We start from the raw sequence: 13,830 nt of genomic DNA on the forward strand, positions 1-13,830 counted from the left end.
GGCCAATTGTTAAGGGCACATCAGCCACAGAACATGAAGATTCCGGGCACCCCTGGCCTGATTTCGTACGAACGTAACGTGCCGTTTACAGCTGGCCATTGACTGCCATTCAGTCACCGACAACTCTGCATGACCATATGCAGTCGGGTAAGGGGCAGCCTTGATCAGATTCGACGCGGTGAGCAAAAACTATCCAAACGGGACCACAGCCGTGGACGACCTGTCCCTGGAGCTGGCCGAGGGCGGCATCACGGTCCTGGTCGGCCCCTCCGGCTGCGGCAAGACCACGACCCTGCGCATGATCAACCGCATGGTGGAGCCGACGGCCGGCACGGTGAGCCTGCGCGGGCAGGACATCCGGGAGGTCCACGCCCCCGAGCTGCGCCGCGGCATCGGGTACGTGATCCAGCACGCGGGACTGTTCCCGCACCGGACCATCCTCGACAACATCGCGACCGTTCCGCTGCTCCTCGGCTGGAGCAAGAAGAAGGCGCGGGCGCGGGCGGCCGAGCTGCTGGAACTGGTGGGGCTGCCGGCCGAGATGGCCAAGCGCTACCCGAACCAGCTCTCCGGCGGGCAGCAGCAACGCGTCGGTGTGGCAAGGGCGTTGGGCGCCGACCCGCCGGTACTGCTGATGGACGAGCCGTTCAGCGCGGTCGACCCGATCGTCCGGGCCGAGCTGCAGGCGGAGTTCATACGGCTGCAGAAGGAGCTCCACAAGACGATCGTGTTCGTCACCCACGACATCGACGAGGCGATCAAACTCGGCGACAACATCGCGGTGTTCCGGACCGGCGGCAGGCTCGCCCAGTTCGACACCCCCGAGCGCCTGCTCGCCCATCCCGCCGACGACTTCGTGGCCGGCTTCGTCGGACAGGACCGGGGCATCCGCCGGCTGTCCTTCGTCAAGGCGGCCGAGGTGCCGCTGCGCGACGGACCGGTGCTGCCGGCGACCACTTCCGTGGCGCGGGCCCGCGCGGCGGACGAGCCCTGGGTGCTCGTCGTCGACGACGGCCGGCGGCCGCTCGGCTGGGCCGCGGCCGCCGATCTGCCGCAGAGCGGCACGCTCGCGGACGCGTCTCTGGTGCCGCTCGGCCACACGTTCAGCCTCGTCGGCGACTCGGCGCGCGCCGCCCTCGACTCGGCACTCCTGTCGCCCTCCCGGCTCGCGGTGGGCGTGGACGCGGACGGCGCGGTCATCGGCGTCGCGGACGCCTACGAACTGTCGGCCGTGATCGCCGCGGCCGAGAACGCGGGCGGTGGTGGGCAATGAGCGACGGAGAGCCGCTCGTCCGCTGGGACTGGATAGGCGATCACGCCGGTGAGCTGGCCGACTACACCGGTGTCCACCTGAGACTCGGCCTGCTCCCGGTGCTGTTCGGGCTGATCGTCTCGGTGCCGCTCGGGATCCTGTGCCACCGCTGGCGCTGGGTGTACCCACCGGTGCTGACCGTGGCCAACATCCTGTACTCGATCCCGTCGCTGGCCCTGTTCATGATCTTCGTGCGGTACACGGGGCTGACCGAACAGACGGTGATGATCCCGCTGACGCTCTACACGCTGTCGGTGCTGGTACCCAACGTCGTGGACGGCCTCGCCTCGGTCCCCGAACCGGTCCGACAGGCGGCCACCGCGATGGGCTTCGGCACGGTACGCCGGGTCGTCCAGGTCGAACTGCCCATCGCCGTACCCGTCGTCATCGCCGGTGTACGCGTCGCCGCCGTCTCCTCCATCAGCCTCGTCGCCGTGGGGCAGCTGATCGGACAGGGCGGTCTCGGCTACTACATCACCCGCGGCCTGCAGCTCGACTTCCCGACCCCGATCGTCACCGCGATCGTGCTGATCATGCTGCTGGCGCTCGCCACCGACGCGCTGCTGGTGCTGGCGCAGCGGCTGCTCACCCCCTGGTCCCGGAGCAAGGTGACGTCGTCATGAACGATCTCCTGAACCAACTCCGGCTCATCGGGGACTGGTTGACGTCCTCGCAGCAGTGGCACGGCGACGAGGGAATCCCCCAGCGGCTCCTGGAACACCTCACCTACAGCGGCCTGTCCCTGCTGTTCGCCGCCCTGATCGGGCTGGCGCTGGGACTGCTCGTCGGGCACACCGGCCGTGGCGCGTTCGCCGTGGCCAGCGTGGTCAACCTCGCCCGGGCGATCCCCACCTTCGGCCTGGTGGTCCTCGTCGTCACGCTCGCCGGCCTCAGCACCACGCCCGTGCTGGTCGCCCTGGTCGCGCTCGCGATCCCGCCGATCCTCATCAACACCTTCGAGGGGGTCCGGGGCGTGGACCCCGCCGCCAGGGACGCCGCGCGCGGCGTCGGCATGACCGAGTGGCAGGTCCTGCTGCGGGTGGAGGTGCCGATGGCGCTGCCGCTGATCCTCCTCGGGCTCAGGATCGCCGCGATCCAGGTCGTGGCCACCGCGACCGTCGCCGCCTACCCCGGTCTCGGGGGCCTCGGCCGCTTCATCGTCGACGGGCTCTCCCGCAACGACTACGAGCTGGTCATCGGCGGCTCCACGGTCGTGGTCGTCCTGGCGCTCGTCGTCCAGATCCTGTTCACCGCGCTGCGGCGCGTCGTCGTCTCGCCGGGCCTGAGGGTCTAGGCAGCCAAGTCCTGAGTTCTTGACACCAGTTCTGAGTCTTTTGAGAAAGGAACCACCCATGAGAGGCACCTACCGCGCCGCCGCCCTCGGACTGATCGCCGCGCTCTCGCTGACCGCCTGCGGCAGCGGCGACAGCGACGACAACCCGCTGACGGGCAGCAGCGGCGACAGCTCGGACGGCAAGTCCCTCGTCGTCGGCTCGGCGAACTTCCCCGAGAACCAGCTGCTCGCGGAGATCTACTCCCAGGCCCTGGAGGCCAAGGGCCTGAAGGTGACCCGCAAGTTCGACATCGGAGCCCGCGAGGTCTACTACGACCAGGTGGTCAAGGGCGGCATAGACGTCTTCCCGGAGTACAACGGCGCCCTGCTGGCGACGGCGGTCGACAAGACCAGCACCGCGACCAGCACGGACGACATCAACGCCGAGCTGAAGGAGAAGCTCCCGTCGGCGGTGGAGATCCTCGACTCCGCCGCGGCCGAGGACAAGGACTCGGTCACGGTCACCGCCGAGACCGCCGAGAAGTACAACCTCAAGACCCTCGCCGACCTCAAGCCGGTCGCGGGGGACTGGACGATCGGTGCCGGCTCGGAGTTCAAGACCCGTACGCAGGGCTGGGTCGGTCTGAAGAAGGTCTACGGCGTCGAGTTCGGGAAGTTCCAGCCGCTCGACGCGGGCGCCCAGAGCACCCTGCTGAAGCTGCTGAACGACGACAAGGTGCAGGCGGCCAACATCTACACGACCGACCCCGCCATCGTCGAGGACAAGCTGGTGGTCCTTGAGGACCCGAAGAACCTCTTCTCCTCGCAGAACGTCACGCCGCTCGTCTACAAGTCCGCGGTCAACGACACGGCCAAGGCGGCGCTCAACGGCATCTCGGCCAAGCTCACCACCGAGGACCTGGTGGAGATGATGAAGAAGCTCGTCACCGACAAGGAGGACGCCTCCGCAGTCGCGAAGGAGTGGCTGACGTCGGCCGGCCTGGTGAGCTGACCGCGATGAGTGACGGTGCCGGCACCGACCGGCCTGGTCGGGCCGGCGCCTCCGTACGACTGCATCAGCTCTTCGAGGGGCGGCGGCTCACCCCGACCCAGCGCAGGATCGCCCACTGTCTGGTCCGGCAGGCGGCCTCCGTGCCCTACCTGTCGAGTGTCGAGCTGGCCGAACTGGCCGGTGTGAGCCAGCCGTCGGTGACCCGTTTCGCGGTCGCCCTCGGCTTCGACGGATATCCGGCGCTCCGCAGACACGTGCGGGAACTCGCACCCGTCGGCCCAGAGGAGGAGGCGCACCCGAACAACCCGTACCAGCAAGCCGTACGGGCCGAGATCGACAACCTGCGGCACCTGGCGGACCTGCTCGCGGACCCCGGGCCCGTGGCACACGCGGGCCGGCTGCTCGCCGCCTCCCGGCCGCTGCCGGTGCTCGGGCTGCGCGCCTCCGCCGCCCCGGCGAGAGGCTTCGTCTACTTCACCGCGAAGGTGCATCCCGACGTACGCCTGCTCGACGAGGGCGGCTCGCTGCTCGCCGACCGCATCGACACGGCCCGGCAGGCCGGTGCGAGCGCGCTTCTGTGCTTCGCGCTGCCGCGCCACCCGCGCGAGGTCCTCGACGCGCTCGCCCACGCCCGCGCCACGGGGCTGACGGTGGTGACGATCGCCGACGGCACGTTCGCCCCGGTGGCCGCCCACAGCGACCTGCTTTTTCCGGCAGCCGTCGGCACCGGCCTCGTCTTCGACACGGTGAGCGCTCCGATGCTGCTGGGGCAGGTCCTCCTGGAGGCGATGTGCGATGCCCTCCCGGACGCGCAGGCCCACCTGGAGGAGTTCGACGCGCGGGCGGCGGCGCGGGGGTTGTTCGTCGACTGATCGCAGGGCGTCTCGTACATCTCCCGTCCCTTCACACTCACCCGTTCCCGTCTGGTCTAGGGTTGCCGGGTGGACGCGTTGACAACTGAAGATCCGCCCCGCATGGGCCCCTACCGCATGCTGGCCCGTCTCGGTGCGGGCGGCATGGGCCGCGTGTATCTCGCACGTTCCGAGGGCGGGCGTACGGTCGCTGTGAAGGTCGTTCAGGCCGAGTACGCCCAACAGCCGGAATTCAGACGGAGGTTCGCGCACGAGGTGGCCGCCGCCCGGCGCGTCGGCGGGAGTTGGACGGCGCCCGTCCTGGACGCCGACACCGACGCGGCCACCCCCTGGGTCGCCACCGGCTATGTACCGGGTCCGGATCTGCACAGCGTGGTCGCCGACGAGTACGGCCCGCTGCCCGAGCACTCGGTGCGTGCCCTCGCGAACGGTCTGGCGCACGCCCTGCGGGCCATTCACGGTGCCGCGCTCGTCCACCGCGACCTGAAGCCGTCCAACGTCCTGCTCACCGTCGACGGGCCGCGCGTCATCGACTTCGGTATCGCCAGGGCCCTGGACGGCATGGCCGACGGGATCAAGACCCGCACCGGAGCGGTCATCGGCTCGCCGGGATTCATGTCGCCGGAGCAGGTGCGCGGGCAGCAACTCGCCCCGGCCTCCGACGTGTTCTGCCTCGGTTCCGTCCTCACGTTCGCCGCGACCGGACGGATGCCGTTCGGTACGGCGGACAGTGGCGTGCACGCCGTCATGTTCCGGATCGCCGAGGAGGAACCGGACCTGGACGGCGTTCCGTACGGGATCCTCGACCTCGTGCGGGCCTGCCTGCAGAAGAAGCCGTCCGAACGGCCCGCGGTGGAACACCTGTTGGCGTGGACCGACGACGCGGACATCAGGAACGGCCACCCCTGGCTACCGGGCCCGCTCCTCGCCCGGCTCGGGCGGCACGCGGCCCAGCTCCTGGACGCGGACGCCCCGGCGCACCCGCCACACCCGCCGACCGTACGCATCGCGCCGCCGCGGCCGCCGAGCCCGACGGGGGGAGCGGTCGAGGGCCCGACGAAGCGACCCCGGCGCCGAACCCGTACCGGATGGATCGCGGCCGCGACCGCCGTCGCCGTCACGGCGGCCACCGCCGTCGTGGTCACTCAGCTGTCCGACCGGACGACGAACGACGACAAGGACGGCAGACAGGCGGCCGACGGCGGCTCGGCCACCGAAAGCGAGAGCAGCAGCGCAGCCGACACGTTCGGCGGGGCCTGGGCAGGGATCGTGCAGCGCACGGACAGTTCCGTCGCGGACGAGCACGAGTACCTGCGGATCGACGTCGACGGGGACGCCCGGCCCGGCGAGAAGGCGGCCGACTTCCTGTACCTCAGCAAGGACACCTACTGCAAGGTCGAGTCCACGCTCGGGTCGAGGAAGGGCGACACGATGACGCTCGCCTCCTTCGAGGTGGTCAAGGCCGTCCCGGCGACGGCCGCCGAGGGGACGTGCGACCTGAGCCGGTCGAACGGTCTCAAGTCCTCGGCGGGCAAGCTCACTTGGACGATGGGGGACATGGAGGCCGATCTGAAGCCGGTGACGAAGACCGGCAGCCGGCCCGTCCCCGCGAAGTTCCTCGGTACCTGGCGGTCCGAGGTCCAGGGCACCCTGACGATCAAGCAGGGCGCGGTGGGCACCAGGGCCGGCAAGTTCACCGGGTGGTCGATCGACTGGCGCTGCAACGGATCCGCGGAGCTGGTGTCGGCCTCCGAGAACAGTGTGTCGCTGAGCCCGACGGAACTCGACGCCTCGACACCGCGGAACATCAGTTGCCCGCATGGCGTGCCCACGACCGTCACCTGGAAGTCGGAGAACGAACTCGAGATGCGCTACCCGGAGAGCATCGCGATACGCCTCACTCGCGTGAAGTGAGGCACCGCGCAAGGCGGCACCGGACTTCGAGGCAGACCCCGGGTACCTGGTGTCGAGGCGTGACCGACGAGCATCAGAGTGGGTTGAGGCGGGCCTTGAGCAGGCAGAACTCATTGCCTTCGGGGTCGGTCAGGACATGCCACGGCTCCTGCCCTGTCTGGCCGATGTCGGCCGGGCGCGCACCGAGCTTCAGAAGGCGTTCGAGCTCGGCGTCCTGATCGCGGTCGGTGGCGTTGACGTCGATGTGCAGCCGGGATTTCCCCTTCTCCGGCTCATCCCTGCGACTGAGGATGATCGTCGGCTGCGGACCGCCGAACCCTTCGCGCGGCCCGATCTCCAACGTGCCGTCGTCCTCGCGATCGAGCACGACGAAGTCCAGGACCTCGCACCAGAACCGCGCCAGCACCTCAGGGTCGCGGCAACCGAGCACGAGTTCACTGATACGACATGCCATGACGAAACCTGCTCTCAGCAGTGAAAACAATCCCGCGACCGTACCGGACGAGGCGAGCACGGGCGAAACGATTTCAGCTAGCCGATGTCGACCACTCGTGCCCAGTCGGGCGGCGAGTCCGGCACGTAGTCGGGGTCGTTCTCGTTCCATGACCTCCGCTGTCGAGGAAACAGCCCCACCACCGTCCGGCACGCGGGGCGCGTGGCCGGCCACCGTGTCTGCCCGTCGGTCAGGACCACGACGACGTCGGGCCGGGGCCGCGTACGCAGCGCCCTGGCGAAGCCGGTGCGCAGATCCGTGCCCCCACCGCCCAGCAGCGGAATGCCCTCGCCCCGGCAGAGCGGGTGCACGATCCGGGCCGCGGCGTCGCACGGCAGTACGGTGACCAGGTCCCGACGGCCGCCCACGGCACGGGAGATGGCGGTGACCTCCAGGATCGCGCTGCCCAGTTCGGCGTCACTGACCGACCCGGACGTGTCGACGACCACGGACACCTGGGGCGGCCTGCGCCGCAGGCTCGGCAGGACGACGCCGGGCATCCCGGCCGAGCGCCGCGCGGGACGGCCGTAGGAGTAGTCCTCGCCCGCGCCCGCTCCGGAGGTCGCCGAGCGGATCGCCGCTCCCAGCAACTCCCGCCACGGCTGCGGAGGATGGAACGCCTCCTCCGCCCACCGCCGCCACTTCTTCGAGACGCTGCCGGGGCGCCCGGTGATGCCCTGTGCGACCCGGAACCGGACCGCGTCCCGCTCCTGCTCGCTCAGCCCGTGCGCGCCGTCCGGGCCCAGATCCCACTCCCGTTCCATCCCGTCGGCGCCGCTGCCGCAGTCCAGCCAGGACAGGTCCTGCGTGCGCGGCCCGAGCCGGAACTGGCGCAGGTAGTCCTCCATGAGCTGCCCCTCGGGCAGTTGCAGGGACCCCGGACGGACGGCACCTTCGGGCTCGGTCAACCCGTCGCCGAACACATCGTCGTTGATCTCGCAGTCCGCGGCGATGTTCATCCGCAGTCGTTCCCCCGGGCCGGTCAGCCCGCGCTCCCGCGCGACCCGGTCACCGCGCCCGTGATGATCGCGCAGCAGGTGCGACACCTCGTGCACCCACACCCCCGCCAGCTCCTCCACCGGCGTCCGGTCCACGAAAGCCGGCGAGACGTAGCACCGCCAGTGCCGGTCGACGGCCATGGTCGGCACCCGCCGCGACTCGACGGGGTGCAGGGCGAACAGCGCCGTGGCCAGGTAGGGCCGGACCCGGGCGGCGTGCAGTCGGGCGGCGAACAGCTTGTCGAGGTCCAGTGCCCCCGGTGCGCCCGCGCTCATCGGCGGACCTTCGCACCGACGGCACCCCGGGCCGCCGCGCGTTCCGCCGCCTGGTCGGCCCGCCGGGACAGCGACACCACACCGGCGAGCCGCTCGATCGACGCCGGCACGTCCCAGTCCTCCTGGCGCAGCGAGGCGAGTGTGGTCGCGGGGACGACCACCAGGTCCGGGGCACCGGTCTCCATCGCCCGGACCAGGAGCGCCCACGCCGCGTCCCACCGGGACTTGTCCGGGCGCCCCCGGACCGCGTCCACCACACCGTCGAGCACGGCCTGACGCAGATCGCCCCGCTCGGGAAGGACGGCCCCCGCCGGGTCGGCGAGCACCGTCTCGGGGTCGGGGAGGTCCATCCGGTCCAGGCTCGCCAGCAGTTCCAGCCCCGGACCGTCCCCGACGGTGCCTCGGACCAGCAGGGAAAGCACCTCCCGGGAGGAGCCGGCCGCGGTCGCGAAGGCGATCAGGCACAGCGCCATCTCCCAGCTCCGGGGTGACGGCCAGGCGCCACCCCGGCGCGTCTCGTTGCTCGGCAGCTGGTGCACGAGTTTGGGGCGGGCGGCGAGGAGCCCGCACACCGCGCGGCGGGCGAAGTCCACGGCCCGGGACAGCTTCTCCGGATCGAGCCGCGGCAGGGTGGCCCGCGGCCAGGTACCGCCGAGGCCGCGTACGACGACCTCGTGGTCGTGGGTCCACTGGAGATGGACGAAACGGTTGGCGAGCGGCGGGCTCAGCTCCCAGCCGTCGGCCGCCGAGGACCGGGGGTTCGCGGCGGCCACGATCCGGACCCCGGGCGGCAGTTGCAGGGCACCGATCCGTCGCTCCAGCACGAGACGGAGCAAAGCGGCCTGCACAGCCGGCGGTGCGGTGGACAGCTCGTCCAGGAACAGCAGCCCCCGGCCGGCCCGCACCAGGCGTACCGCCCAGTCCGGCGGGGCCATCGGCACGCCCTGTTCCGCGGGGTCGTCCCCGACGATGGGCAGCCCCGAGAAGTCGGACGGCTCGTGCACGCTGGCGATCACCGTGGTCAGCGGAAGGTCCAGGGCTTCGGCGAGCTGGGTCAGGGCCGCGGTCTTGCCGATCCCCGGCTCACCCCACAGGAGGACGGGCAGATCGGCGGCGACGGCCAGGGTGAGGGCCTCGAGTTGGATGTCGGGGCGCGGTTCGGTGGCGGAGTCGCGCAGCAGGGTCAACAACTCGCCGGCGACGTCGAGTTGGGAGTCGTGGGAAGTGGCGGAGGGGGCAGCGGACGAAGTGCATGTGGGCATGTGGGATCACCTTTTGACTAGTGGGCGTGTGTGGGAGAGATGCGCGGGTCAGCGACCGGTCGTATGGCGCGGATGCGAGCGGTGGTGACGGGGCCGGCGCTCGCCCGGGCGGATGCGCCCGGGTCCGGGGCCGACCATGCCTGCCCTGAACAGCCCGTAGGTGATCCGCCGTTCCGCGGCCGCCTCGAGTTCGTCCCGCAGCGGGCCGTCGCGCAGCACCGCGTCGGGGCCCAGCAGAGCCTCGACGACGGCCAGCGCACCGGCGATGTCGCCGTGGTCCAGGCGCTCCCGGACGCCGGTGAGGCAGTCCGGGCGCCGGTGTGCCTCGTCGATCGCCTGCAGACAGGGGAGCGGTGTGCCGGTGAGGGCGACCAACAGCTCCTCCCGCCGGAGCTCGGCCGGGTCGTGGTCCAGCGGGACCAGCACCCCGTCGACGAGGCCGATCCGGTGCCGGGCTCCCCGGCACTCCACGAGCCGCGGTTGCCCCGTCAGGTCCGGGGCACGGGACGGTCCGGCCGACGAGTGATCCGGTGCCAGTGCCGGGACGACCAGCGGGTGCAGCCGATCGAGCTCGATCGCACCGCTGCGGATCAGCTCCAGGTCGGGCGGCACCCAGGTCGCCGCGTCGGGCAGGACCGGCAGCGCGGAGGTATCGCCCCGGGCCACCGCCGCCGCGATACGGAGTGCGGGCGGGCCCACGTCGTCCACCACCTCCAGGACCAGCCGACGCCGGGCCCCGAGCCGCACGACGACGGGCCCGGCGGACCGCCCTTCGGCGTGCAGCAGGATCCTCGCCTCGACCGCCCACCGGTCAACGGCACAGCGCCGCCCGTGAGTTGCCGCCTCCGGCAGATCGGGGTCCGGTAGCGGCCGTGCGGCCCCGGACCGGGTCCGCAGCTCGTCGGTCCTGCGTACGTCCCACAGGTGGCGGTGCAGATCGAGGCGGAACCGGCGGCTGGGCCAGGGATGCGGATGCCCGCCGGCGCCGCCCGCCGAGTGCGAGCCGTCCCACAGCGCGAGGCTGATCCGCTGACCGGCGTCCGCCCAGGCGGGCGGGGTCCGGACCACGAGGTGCACCGGGGCGTCACGACCGGCGGCCTCGTACCGCGCCAGAGAGAGGGTCAGCCCCGGCCGCAGCAGCCCGTCGGGCGCGATCCTCGGCATGTGCCAGCGCAGCAGGTCGGGAGCCAGATGGCGGAGATCGGCCCGGAGCCGGCACGCCAGATCCCGGCCATGAGTACGCGCCACGGCACGCAGATCGAGATCGATATCGATGCCCGCAGCGGCACACGCCCCCGCCCAGTCACCGACGCGTCGGCGGGCGGTCGCGGTCTCGATCATGGAGGGCGGCACGGCGAACTCGCGCACGCGCGGCCAGAAGGAAAGGGAGGAGTCCCCGTTCGCGATATGAGTGAGCATCAGCACTCACCTTGCGCGGACGGAACCCCCGATCTGTGAACAGAATGAGTCGTCATCGCCGCGGAGCATATCCTCCCCCACTTCGGTCTGTCAGCCGAGATTCGACTTCCCGGGCGGGCCGACGAGTTCGGCCACCAGCGCGGCGACCTGGTCCACCTCGATGAGGAAGCCGTCGTGGCCGTACGGCGATTCGATGGTCCGGAGGCGGTCCGCCGTGGGGATGCCCGCCGCCAACTCCGCCTGCTGGGACGGTGGGTAGAGGCGGTCGGAGTCGACGCCGGCCACGAGCGTCCTGGCGCGCACACGGCTCAGGGCGGCGCGCAGGCCGCCGCGTCCGCGGCCGACGTCGTGGCTGTTCATGGCCTCGGCCAGGACGACGTAGCTGCCGGCGTCGAAGCGTTGCACCAGCTTGGTCGCGTGGTGGTCGAGGTAGGACTCCACCTCGTACCGTCCGCCGTACCAAGGGTCCTCCGTGCCCTGGGGCGAGCGGCCGAAGCGGAGCTGGAGTTCCGGCTCGCTGCGGTAGGTGACGTGGGCGAGCCGTCGGGCCAGGCCGAGGCCGGCGTGGGGGCCCTCGCCGGTGTCGTGGTAGTGACCGCCGTGCCAGTGGGGGTCGGAACGGATGGCGTGGAGCTGGATGTTCGCCCAGGCGATCTGCTCGGCGCTCGCCGCTGCCGCCGTGGCCAGCAGCAGGAGCGCGTCCGTGCGTCCGGGATGCGAGACGGCCCATTCCAGCGCCCGCATCCCGCCCATCGAACCGCCGACCACCAGGGCCCAGCGGCCGATGCCCAGCGCGTCCGCCAAGTCGGCCTCGGCGGCGACCTGGTCACGCTGCGTCAGAAACGGGAAGTCGCCTCCCCAGCGGCGGCCGTCCGGGGTGAGGGACGACGGCCCGGTGCTGCCCTGGCAGCCGCCGAGCGCGTTCGGAGCCACGACGAACCAGCGGTCCGTGTCCAGGGCACGCCCCGGTCCGATCAGCCCGTCCCACCAGCCGGGGGTGGGATGCCCCGGCTCGGTGGGGCCGACGACGTGGCTGTCACCGGTGAGAGCGTGCAGCACGAGGACGGCGTTGGACGCGTCCGGCGCCAGCCGCCCCCAGGTCTCGAACGCGAGCCGTACGCCCGGCAGTTCACCGCCCGCCTCCAGGGGAAGCGGCCGCTCGCGCACGTACCACTGCCGGCGTCCGGGCGGGTCCCCCTCCCGCCAGGCCCCGGAGGCCGGCGGGAGGGGGACTGCCGAAGGCGTCAGTACGGTGTTCAGGACGCGCCCTTCGCCGCGCGGAACCCGGCCTCCAGGTCCGCCTTGAGGTCGGCGAGGTTCTCGATGCCGACCGACAGCCGCACCAGGCCGGCGGAGGTGCCGGTGGCCGCCAACTGCCCCTCGTCCAGCTGGCTGTGGGTCGTGGACGCCGGGTGGATGATGAGGCTGCGTACGTCACCGATGTTCGCGAGATGGCTGAACAACTCGACGGCGTCCACGAACCGCTTGCCCGCCTCGATGCCGTCCCGCAGTTCGAAGGACACGATGGCACCGGCACCGCGCGGCAGGTACTTCTGCCCCGCCGTGTACCACTGGCTGGATTCCAGTCCCGGATAGTGGACGGCTGCCACTTCGTCCCGCTGCTCCAGCCACTCCGCCAGCGCCTGGGCGTTCGCCGAGTGCCGTTCGATGCGCAGGCTCAGCGTCTCCACGCCCTGCAGGAGCAGGAAGGAGGAGTGCGGAGAGAGAGCGGGGCCCAGGTCGCGCAGCAACTGCACCCGCAGCTTGATGGCGAAGGCGCCCGGGCCGAGGGCGGGCCAGTACTGCAGACCGTGGTAGCTCGGGTCGGGCTCGGTGAAGTCCGGGAACCGCTCGGCGTGCGCCCCGAAGTCGAAGGTGCCGCCGTCGACGACGACGCCCGCGATGGTCGTGCCGTGCCCGCCGAGGAACTTGGTCGCCGAGTGCACGACGATGTCCGCTCCGTGCTCAAGAGGCCGCAGGAGGAACGGAGTCGGCACGGTGTTGTCCACGATCAGCGGCACGCCCGCCTGGTGCGCCACGTCCGCGACCGCCCGCACGTCGAGCACGTTGCCGCGCGGATTGCCCAGCGTCTCCGCGAACAGTGCCTTGGTGTTCGGCCGGATCGCCGCCCGCCAGGCCTCGAAGTCGTCCGGGTCGTCGACGAAGGACACCTCGATGCCGAACTTGGGCAGCGTGTGCCGGAACAGGTTGTACGTGCCGCCGTACAGCGACGTACTGGAGACGATGTGGTCGCCGGAGCTCGCCAGCGTGAGGATCGCCAGGGTCTCCGCCGCCTGCCCCGAGGACAGTGCCACGGCCGCGATCCCGCCCTCCAGGGCGGCGATCCGCTGCTCGAAGACGTCCTGGGTGGGGTTGTGGATGCGGGTGTAGATGTTGCCGGGCTCGGCCAGCGAGAACAGGTCGGCGGCGTGCTGCGTGTCCCGGAACACGAACGACGTCGTCTGGTAGATCGGGGTGGCCCGGGCGCCGGTCGTCGGGTCGGGCGCGGCCCCGGCGTGGATCTGCTTGGTCTCGAAGGACCAGGCCGAGGTGTCGGGCCCGGTGGGTTCGTCCTCGGGGGTGTGGCCGGCGGTGACGGAGTCGATGGGCTGGCTCATGGCGGAGCTCCCTTGTGCGGAGGGCGGAGAAGGGGATGCAGGAGGAACCGCGCGACTGGGAGCGCGCCCGGAACGCGGGCAGCGGTCAGTACGCGGCGGTGGAAAAAGGGCTGGTCAGAAGCCGGGGCGCGGAGTCAGCTCGCGGCGGGACAACCCGTGGTGGTGACACGCACGTAGTCAACGTGGCGGCGGGTCACGAGCACGGTCATGGGGCCAGATAACCACAGCCGAGGCCGCATGCACCAGGGTGACCTGGTTGTCTCACCGGTCAAGACGCGTGGTGGACGCACCTTCCCGCGTGTGCTTTGATCCGGGCCATGAAGACCACTGGCCAGGCACACACGGTGCTGCTCGACCCGTTCTGGGTGAGCCGCCGCGCCG

Annotated in this window: 12 protein-coding genes; 6 read left to right on the forward strand and 6 right to left on the reverse strand. The window is 71.2% G+C overall.

Features of this window, described 5'->3' with window-relative positions; all coding sequences use genetic code 11:
* Window positions 1–160 precede the first annotated feature (160 nt).
* From IG08_RS0120725 to IG08_RS61435, 6 genes are all read left to right on the forward strand, one after another.
* Window positions 161–1,273: an ABC transporter ATP-binding protein gene (locus IG08_RS0120725; RefSeq protein ID WP_030604424.1), complete on the forward strand. Its 1,113-nt coding sequence runs from the start codon at window positions 161–163 to the stop codon at window positions 1,271–1,273.
* Window positions 1,270–1,935 (forward strand): ABC transporter permease, encoded by a 666-nt coding sequence (locus IG08_RS0120730; protein WP_030604427.1) that lies wholly within the window; start codon window positions 1,270–1,272, stop codon window positions 1,933–1,935. Before IG08_RS0120725 ends, IG08_RS0120730 begins: the two co-directional genes overlap by 4 nt.
* Window positions 1,932–2,606, forward strand: coding sequence for an ABC transporter permease (locus IG08_RS0120735; protein ID WP_030604429.1), 675 nt, complete (start codon window positions 1,932–1,934; stop codon window positions 2,604–2,606). Before IG08_RS0120730 ends, IG08_RS0120735 begins: the two co-directional genes overlap by 4 nt.
* Window positions 2,607–2,664: 58 nt before the next feature.
* Entirely contained in the window at window positions 2,665–3,597 is a 933-nt protein-coding gene (locus IG08_RS0120740; RefSeq protein ID WP_030604432.1) for an ABC transporter substrate-binding protein, read from the forward strand.
* Window positions 3,598–3,602: 5 nt separating this feature from the next.
* Window positions 3,603–4,469: a MurR/RpiR family transcriptional regulator gene (locus IG08_RS0120745; RefSeq protein ID WP_030604435.1), complete on the forward strand. Its 867-nt coding sequence runs from the start codon at window positions 3,603–3,605 to the stop codon at window positions 4,467–4,469.
* Between the two features lie 69 nt (window positions 4,470–4,538).
* A complete protein-coding gene (locus IG08_RS61435; protein ID WP_106980989.1) occupies window positions 4,539–6,383 on the forward strand; it encodes a serine/threonine-protein kinase in 1,845 nt (614 codons plus the stop codon).
* A gap of 73 nt (window positions 6,384–6,456) precedes the next feature.
* On the opposite strand, the gene IG08_RS0120755 is transcribed toward IG08_RS61435, so the two are convergent.
* The 6 genes from IG08_RS0120755 to IG08_RS0120780 form a co-directional block, all read right to left on the reverse strand.
* Window positions 6,457–6,837: a VOC family protein gene (locus tag IG08_RS0120755; protein WP_030604442.1), complete on the reverse strand. Its 381-nt coding sequence runs from the start codon at window positions 6,835–6,837 to the stop codon at window positions 6,457–6,459.
* 77 nt (window positions 6,838–6,914) lie between these two features.
* Window positions 6,915–8,150 carry a vWA domain-containing protein gene (locus IG08_RS0120760; RefSeq protein WP_030604445.1) on the reverse strand — a complete coding sequence of 412 codons (1,236 nt, stop codon included), beginning with the start codon at window positions 8,148–8,150 and terminating at the stop codon, window positions 6,915–6,917.
* A complete protein-coding gene (locus tag IG08_RS0120765; protein ID WP_030604448.1) occupies window positions 8,147–9,412 on the reverse strand; it encodes an AAA family ATPase in 1,266 nt (421 codons plus the stop codon). Before IG08_RS0120765 ends, IG08_RS0120760 begins: the two co-directional genes overlap by 4 nt.
* 48 nt (window positions 9,413–9,460) lie before the next feature.
* On the reverse strand, window positions 9,461–10,831 hold the full coding sequence (locus tag IG08_RS0120770) for a hypothetical protein (RefSeq protein ID WP_030604450.1): 1,371 nt from the start codon (window positions 10,829–10,831) through the stop codon (window positions 9,461–9,463).
* 90 nt (window positions 10,832–10,921) lie between these two features.
* Entirely contained in the window at window positions 10,922–12,091 is a 1,170-nt protein-coding gene (gene metX, locus IG08_RS0120775; RefSeq protein ID WP_078655674.1) for a homoserine O-acetyltransferase MetX, read from the reverse strand.
* Window positions 12,088–13,449, reverse strand: coding sequence for a bifunctional o-acetylhomoserine/o-acetylserine sulfhydrylase (locus IG08_RS0120780; protein WP_078655675.1), 1,362 nt, complete (start codon window positions 13,447–13,449; stop codon window positions 12,088–12,090). Before IG08_RS0120780 ends, metX begins: the two co-directional genes overlap by 4 nt.
* Window positions 13,450–13,830 lie beyond the last annotated feature (381 nt).

Source organism: Streptomyces fulvoviolaceus (assembly GCF_000718165.1).
GTDB classification, from domain to species: Bacteria; Actinomycetota; Actinomycetes; order Streptomycetales; family Streptomycetaceae; genus Streptomyces; species Streptomyces fulvoviolaceus.

What these genes read in the sequence shown, in the direction of transcription:
- IG08_RS0120745 (WP_030604435.1), top strand. Translation starts at nt 3,603, where the DNA reads ATGAGTGACGGTGCCGGCACCGACCGGCCTGGTCGGGCCGGCGCCTCC.
- IG08_RS0120765 (WP_030604448.1), bottom strand. Translation starts at nt 9,412, where the DNA reads ATGCCCACATGCACTTCGTCCGCTGCCCCCTCCGCCACTTCCCACGAC.
- IG08_RS0120755 (WP_030604442.1), bottom strand. Translation starts at nt 6,837, where the DNA reads ATGGCATGTCGTATCAGTGAACTCGTGCTCGGTTGCCGCGACCCTGAG.
- IG08_RS0120730 (WP_030604427.1), top strand. Translation starts at nt 1,270, where the DNA reads ATGAGCGACGGAGAGCCGCTCGTCCGCTGGGACTGGATAGGCGATCAC.
- IG08_RS0120760 (WP_030604445.1), bottom strand. Translation starts at nt 8,150, where the DNA reads ATGAGCGCGGGCGCACCGGGGGCACTGGACCTCGACAAGCTGTTCGCC.
- IG08_RS0120770 (WP_030604450.1), bottom strand. Translation starts at nt 10,831, where the DNA reads ATGCTCACTCATATCGCGAACGGGGACTCCTCCCTTTCCTTCTGGCCG.
- IG08_RS0120740 (WP_030604432.1), top strand. Translation starts at nt 2,665, where the DNA reads ATGAGAGGCACCTACCGCGCCGCCGCCCTCGGACTGATCGCCGCGCTC.
- IG08_RS0120735 (WP_030604429.1), top strand. Translation starts at nt 1,932, where the DNA reads ATGAACGATCTCCTGAACCAACTCCGGCTCATCGGGGACTGGTTGACG.
- IG08_RS0120780 (WP_078655675.1), bottom strand. Translation starts at nt 13,449, where the DNA reads ATGAGCCAGCCCATCGACTCCGTCACCGCCGGCCACACCCCCGAGGAC.